The sequence below is a fragment of the Candidatus Eisenbacteria bacterium genome (genome assembly GCA_016867495.1).
In the GTDB taxonomy this organism is placed as follows: domain Bacteria; phylum Eisenbacteria; class RBG-16-71-46; order CAIMUX01; family VGJL01; genus VGJL01.
Genome location: VGJL01000140.1, coordinates 1 through 6,550, shown reverse-complemented (window position 1 = coordinate 6,550; position 6,550 = coordinate 1). Strand labels below are relative to the sequence as shown.

The following is a 6,550-nucleotide window of genomic DNA, read 5'->3' as shown; positions in this document are numbered from 1 at the left end:
CGCCATTCGGGTCCCAGCTCGTTGCCGAGGATCTCCGACAGGCGCGTGATTCTCGCGTGCGGCTGCTCGCTCATGCGGAAGTAGATCTCGTAGCGGCCGTGTCGCGCTTTCGGAGGGACCGACAGCCAGAACTCGTCCCGATAGGTCTCGCCCGCACCCCAGAGGAAGTCGGGGTAGAAGGTGACCAGGGGATGGAAGAGGGCGCCGAAGCGCAGCCTCACGCCTTCTCTCCACTCCACGATCCCGCGGATGATCCTGCCTAGGAGAGGGGTGGAGAATCCCGCCGGTCTCTCCACCGCCTGCAGCTTGATCTCGCACACGATGGGGAGCCGATATGGGGCATCTCCTCTCCGCCAGACCATGTCGAAGGGGATCTGCTCTCCCGCCGGATGCGGGCCCGGCCTCGCCTCGAAACGCAGCAGGAGATCGGGGCCGCATCCGAGGATCGGCTCGCCTCCGGGATCCTCGACCCGGTACGGATTCGGCGGCTCGCCCGGGAGCGCCTCGCCTGGGTCGGGATGGCGGACCCGATAGACGACCACCCCCTCGGCGTCGTAGATCGTCTCGAAGAGAGACGGCGACCGATCGAACTTCGCCCGCTGTTCGCCGTAGACGAGCGGAGAGATGAAGACCTGGTAGGACGAGAGGAATCTCGGGAAGCTCTGGTTCAGGAGGATCAGGTCGACTCCGTATCGGCGCAGGACGCCGAAGGTCCGCTCGATCCCTACATGGGCGTTCAGCGCCTCCTCTGCGTCGCGCATCCTCTGCAGCGCCGATGCGTCCGACGGGGACGAGTGCTGATGGTAAGGCGCGACCGCGTCGTGGCGCGTGTAGGCGGGAATCGAGTAGCTCGAGACCGGATCCGAGAGAATCGTCTGCACCGAGGGAAACCTCGCCTGCAGGAACTCCAGGGATCGCGCCAGGGGAGCGCTCTCGCGGAAGTCTCCGCGCCGCCGCTCGGGAATCGCCCAGGCCGATCGCGTCGCGCCCGCCTGCAGGATCAGGCTCAGGGCGATCAGTCCGAGCAGGAGCGCCGCGCCGATCCGCCTTGTCCATCCCGCGCCTCTCGCGACGGCGGAGAGCGACCGAACGAGGATCCACGCGAGGGTGCCCGCGAAGGGAATCGTCAGGATGACCCGATAGAGAACGCTCTGGGCGTGCGCCGCGAGGACCAGCTTGACGATCGGGGGGAAGAAGAGGACGAGGAGCGGCACCAAGGTGGAGAGGGCGAGAAACGCCGCTTCCCGGCTCCTCCGCGCGAGGGGGATCAGGAGAAGGCCGAGGGCTGTCCCAACAGTCCCCAAGATCCCGAAGCGCTCGGTCAGGAAGGCCGGGCTGAGGACCGGCCAGCCCGGGGCGAGGAGCAGGACGCCGTACAGGTGATCGAAGACGGGATTCAACACCTCGGCCGATCCCGCCGCGCGCATCGCGGCGAGGGGGAGGAACAGGGCGCCGCCGGCCGCGGTCATGAGGAGAACGGCCATCCTGCTTCGTCTGTCGCCCGCCCTGTCGAGCCACACCGCCAGGGTTGCGCAGCCCATCGCGAGCAGGACCTGGAAGCCGGAGAGGAGGTGAACCGGCAAGACCAGGATGGGCGCCAGAGCTCCGGCGACCAGGAGGGCGCGTCCGCCGGAAGAATCGTTGGGTGCCTCCGCGCGCGTCCCGCGCGAGATCAGCGAGAGGCCCCGTCCCATGAGGAGAAGCGCCGCCCAGCCGCAGACCCAGCCGAAGCGGCTCGCGTAGCCGATGTTCTGGATGAAGCGGTCTCGATTGAAGAATGTCGCGGCGATGAAGATGGCCGCGGCGACACAGGCCGTTCTCGCGCCGAGCCAGGGGCGGAACATCGCGCAGAGGCCCAGGATGGCGAGCGGCGCGAGGAGCCGCGGGAGCCAGCGCCAGCCCTCCGTGGGGGAAGTCCCGCTCAAGCGGCAGATCGCGGCCACCTCGGTGTGGAAGCTCCCGCGCCTCGGATCGGGCGGCGCGTCCGGGGCGACCCTGTAGATCGCCGATCGGGGCGAGAGATCTCCCGTCTGCAGGGTTTCCTGGACGAACGAGACGAAATCGAGCGAGTCGTGGACGGGCCCGAGCGACCCGCCGTCGCGGAGCATCAGCAGGAACGAAACGAGGGCGAGGGCCAAGGCGATCCTCTTGTAGGACGACGGCTCCGCCGCCGCCCGAGCCTCGCCGCGGCTGCGCGCCCGCGCGATCAGTCCGGCGACGAGCAAGAGGAGGGAGATCGCGACCGCGGCGATCGACCAGGCGCCGATCTCAAGCCCGATCCCATTCCCGACCAGGCTCGATGCGCCTATGATCCCGCTCGAGAACAGGAGAGCGACCGGGATCCTCTCGATCGGCGTCAGAGCGCGGCGGAGAGGCCCGAGAAGCCAGACGATCCCCAGGCCCGAGCCCAGGAGCAGGATCGAACCGAAGAGGAGAAAGAGGATCTGCGAGAGCATCCGGTCGACCTACCTCTCCACGCCGGCGCAACGAGACGCTTCCCGAACTGTAACGGGGCCGAGCGGCCGCGCAAGTCGAGATCGGATCCCGTGGCCAATGCGATCGGCGATCCCGGTTGACCCGACTCGCCTCCGTTCCTAGACTTCGGCTCCCATGAGCCAGACTCCGGAGCATCACGCAGGCGATCGGCCCGCGGCGTCTGAAACACCAGATTGGGCCGCCTTTCTCCTCTGCGGCGGGCTCGGGACGCGGCTTGGCCCCGTCACGAATCGCCCCAAGGCTGTCCTCGAGGTCGCCGGGTGGCCCTTCCTTCGCTTTCATCTCGAGCTGCTTGAACCGGCGGCCCCGCGCAGGACCGTCCTCCTTACCGGGCACGGCGGCGACGAAGTGGAGCGGGCCTTCGGGCCCGCGACCGACCGGCGCCTCTTTCTTCGCGAGGAGGAACCGTTGGGCACGGGCGGGGCTCTCGCCCGGGGCAAGGCGCTCGCCGCGGACCAGAACTGGATCGCCAACGGCGACTCCTTCGCGGAGGTCGATCCGGGAAGGGTGCTGGCCCTCGCCGATGCCGAGCGGGGGATCGTGGTCGCCGTCCGGACGGCCGATCGCTCCGATTACGGCGGCCTTCGAATCGGGGGAGACGGAACGATTCTCGAGTTCGAGGAGAAGGGCCGGACGGGTGAGGGCTGGATCAACGCGGGGATCTATCTCCTCCCGCGCCGCATGCTTGCCGATCTGCCCGAGGGGCGCTCGAGTCTCGAGAGGGAGCATCTTCCGCGCTGGGCGAGAGAGGGGCGCCTTCGGGCGCACCCGGTCGAGGCCTTCTTCCTCGACATCGGCACGCCGGAGCGCCTTCGCCGCGCGGATCACGATTTCGTCCCGATCCGCAGGCGTCTGGAGGCGGCTTCGCGGCTGCGCCGCGCCGGCGGGAGCGGCGGTTCGGCCGCGCGTTGACAGTCGGGGCGGCGTCCCTGAAGATGGACCTGCCATGATCCTTCGCGCGAAGGCCCCGCTCAGAATCTCCTTCTGCGGCGGGGGCACCGATGTCTCGCCCTATCCCGAGGAGAAGGGCGGCGTCGTGCTCTCGACGACGATCGACAAGTATGTCTACGCGACCTTGCGCACCCGCGACGACGCTCTCCTCTCTCTGACGAGCCTCGACTACGACATCTCCGAGACGCATCCGGCCGAGACGGAGCTGCCGATCGACGGCTCCCTCGACCTGCTGAAGGGGGTCGTGAACCACTTCCGCCAGGTGAGCCTCGCGCGGTCAGGCGCGAGGCGAGGCGGACACTCGGTCGGCTTCCCGAGCGGCTTCGATCTTCTCGTCCACACCGACGCTCCCCCGGGAAGCGGACTCGGCGCCTCATCGACGCTCGTCGCGACCCTGGTGGGCCTCTTCCGGGAATGGTTGAGCGAACCGCTCACGAACTACGAGATTGCGGAGCTCACCTACAGGATCGAACGGCTCGACCTCAAGATCGCCGGGGGACGCCAGGATCAGTACGCCGCCACGTTCGGAGGGTTCAACTTCATCGAGTTCTTCAGCGATCACACGGTCGTCAATCCTCTGCGCATCCGCCGCGAGGTGGTGAACGAGCTCGAGTACTCGATGCTCCTCTGCTACACGGGCGGCACACGCCTCTCGGCCCACATCGTCGAGAACCAGACGCGCTCCTATCGAGAGGGGAACCCCAAGGTCGTGCACAGCCTCGACCGGATGAAGGATCTGACCTTCGAGATGAAGTCGGTCCTCCTACGAGACAGAGTCCAGGGATTCGGAGAGCTTCTTCATGAGGCATGGATCGAGAAGAAGAACCTCGATCCTGCCATCACGAGCGGCCAGATCGACCGGCTCTATGAGGTCGCCCGCGCCGCGGGGGCGACGGGCGGCAAGATCCTGGGGGCCGGGGGCGGCGGATACCTCCTCTGCTTCTGTCCCTTCGACCGGAAGCAGGCGATCGCCCGGGCGCTCGAGGGGGAGGGGGGAGCGCTCGTCCCGTTCGCCCTCGAGGAGAGGGGACTGCAGACCTGGTCCGTTCCTCAGGAAAACGGAGAGAAGAGCGGGCCTTGAAGCTCGCGATGGTCGGCACCGCCTACCCGATGCGGGGGGGGATCGCTCAGTTCAATGCCCTGCTCTGCGCCGAGCTGGCAAAGCAGCACGAGGTGCGCTGCTTCTCCTTCACCCGGCAGTACCCGTCCCTCTTCTTTCCGGGTAAGACGCAGATGGAGGAAGGCGAGGATCCCGTCCCGATCGGCGCGACGCCGATCGTCGACTCCGTGAATCCGGCGACCTGGTTCGCCGCCGCGCGCGAGATCTCCGCGTGGAAGCCCGACGCTCTCCTGTTCAAGTACTGGCTCCCGTTCTTCGCTCCCTGCTTCGGGACGATCGCGCGCCGCGTGAAGGCCGCTTGCGGCTCCAAGGTGATCGTCATCTGCGACAATGTGATTCCGCATGAGCGCCGTCCGCTCGACGGCCCGCTCACCCGCTACATGCTGGGGGCGGCCGATGGGTTCATCGTGATGTCGAAGACGGTCCTCGCCGATCTGCGCCGGTTCCGGCCCGACGCCCCCGCGGAGATCGCCGCCCATCCGCTCTACACGCACTTCGGCGAGCCGATGGCGAGAGAGGACGCAAGAAGGCGCCTCGGCTGGCCCCGCGAAGGGCCCGTGCTGCTCTTCTTCGGATACATCCGCCGTTACAAGGGGCTCGATCTCCTCCTGCGGGCCATGCCGGGGATTCACGAGGCGACCGGGGCGCGCCTCTGGGTGCTCGGAGAGTTCTACGAGGACCGAGCCTACTACGACGGGATCGTGAAGGAGGATCGGTTGGAGGAGATCGTGACGATGAGGGGGGACTATGTCCCCAACGAGGAGGTGGGCGCTTACTTCTCGGCGAGCGACCTTGTCGTCCTTCCCTATCGGTCCGCGACCCAGAGCGGGATCGTCCAGGTCGCCTTCCAGATGGAGAGGCCGGTCGTCTGCACGCGCGTGGGCGGACTGGAGGAGATGGTGCGCGATGGGGAGACCGGCATGCTCGTTCCTCCGGAGGACCGGGACGCTCTCGCGGCGGCAGTCGCTCGCTACTTCTCGGAGGGCCTCGAGGGGCGCCTGGCCGAGGGAGTGAGAGAGCAGAAGCGGCGGATGGGATGGTCGAACCTGGCGGAGGCGGTCATCCGCCTTGCCGCATCGAACCGACGGGAGGTCGCATGAGCAGGAAGGAAGAGATTCTCGCGAGGATCCGTGAGAGCGCGAGGGTCGGCAGCGCGCTGGAAGAAGATGCCGATCTGCTCGAGCGCATCGCCGGGACCTGGGTCGCATGCCTGAAGGCGGGAGGGAAGGTCCTCTTCTTCGGCAACGGCGGTTCGGCGGCGGACGCCCAGCACCTGGCCTGCGAGCTGGCTGGGCGCTTCTACAAGGATCGCCCCGGGCTCGCGGCCATCGCCCTCACCGTCAACACGTCCACGCTCACCGCGATCGGAAACGACTTCGGCTACGACGCCGTCTTCGCCAGGCAGCTCGACGGCCTCGCCCGCCGCGGCGACGTCGCCGTCGCGATCTCGACGAGCGGGAAGTCGGAAAGCGTCCTGGCGGCGATCCGAAAGGCGCGGGAGATCGGTCTGGAAACGGTCGGATTCACCGGGAGGTCGGGCGGAAGCCTGCCGGGCCTCGTCGATCTCTGCCTGCAGATCGACTCGGACGACACGCCTCGCGTGCAGGAGGGCCACATCCTCGCCGGCCACATCATCTGCGAGCTGGTCGAGAAGGAGGTGTTCGCATGACCGATCGCCGGGCCGACTCGAACAGGCTCACCCGCGCCGATCTGCTGCGGCTCGGGGGTCTCGTCCTGCTGGGCGCGCTCACGCTCGCCCTGGGGCTCCACCTCTATCCGACGGTCTTCCCCGAGGCGACGATCAAGTTCGATGTCGATCGCGGCGCCTCGCGCGCGGTCGCGGAGAGGCTGCTCCGCGAGCATGGCTTCGAGATCGCCGGCCTGCGCTACGCCTCCGCCTTCCAGTACGACGACTCCGCGAAGGTCTTCCTCGAGAAGGAGCTGGGGCTCGAGGCGATGAACGAGGCGGTCGAGGGTGGGGCA

Annotated in this window: 6 protein-coding genes; 5 read left to right on the top strand and 1 reads right to left on the bottom strand. The window is 67.9% G+C overall.

Going from position 1 to position 6,550, the window contains the following annotated elements; all coding sequences use genetic code 11:
• Positions 1 to 2,456: hypothetical protein (locus FJY88_10720; GenBank protein ID MBM3287805.1), on the bottom strand; the 2,456-nt coding region annotated here is incomplete at its 3' end.
• 154 nt (positions 2,457 to 2,610) lie between these two features.
• Between FJY88_10720 and FJY88_10715 the strand changes: the two genes are divergently transcribed.
• The 5 genes from FJY88_10715 to FJY88_10695 all read left to right on the top strand — a co-directional run.
• Positions 2,611 to 3,408 (top strand): nucleotidyl transferase, encoded by a 798-nt coding sequence (locus FJY88_10715; protein MBM3287804.1) that lies wholly within the window; start codon positions 2,611 to 2,613, stop codon positions 3,406 to 3,408.
• Between the two features lie 34 nt (positions 3,409 to 3,442).
• Positions 3,443 to 4,528, top strand: a complete 1,086-nt coding sequence (locus tag FJY88_10710; GenBank protein ID MBM3287803.1) for a GHMP kinase — start codon at positions 3,443 to 3,445, stop codon at positions 4,526 to 4,528.
• Complete coding sequence (locus FJY88_10705; GenBank protein ID MBM3287802.1) at positions 4,525 to 5,667, top strand: glycosyltransferase; 1,143 nt, start codon at positions 4,525 to 4,527, stop codon at positions 5,665 to 5,667. The genes FJY88_10710 and FJY88_10705 overlap by 4 nt, the downstream gene beginning before the upstream one ends.
• On the top strand, positions 5,664 to 6,236 hold the full coding sequence (locus tag FJY88_10700) for a D-sedoheptulose 7-phosphate isomerase (protein ID MBM3287801.1): 573 nt from the start codon (positions 5,664 to 5,666) through the stop codon (positions 6,234 to 6,236). The genes FJY88_10705 and FJY88_10700 overlap by 4 nt, the downstream gene beginning before the upstream one ends.
• Positions 6,233 to 6,550, top strand: a 318-nt coding sequence (locus FJY88_10695) for a hypothetical protein (GenBank protein ID MBM3287800.1), incomplete at its 3' end; no start/stop codon positions are given. The genes FJY88_10700 and FJY88_10695, both read left to right, overlap by 4 nt.

Coding starts and splice junctions, on each gene's coding strand:
- FJY88_10715 (MBM3287804.1), top strand. CDS start 2,611: ATGAGCCAGACTCCGGAGCATCACGCAGGCGATCGGCCCGCGGCGTCT.
- FJY88_10710 (MBM3287803.1), top strand. CDS start 3,443: ATGATCCTTCGCGCGAAGGCCCCGCTCAGAATCTCCTTCTGCGGCGGG.
- FJY88_10700 (MBM3287801.1), top strand. CDS start 5,664: ATGAGCAGGAAGGAAGAGATTCTCGCGAGGATCCGTGAGAGCGCGAGG.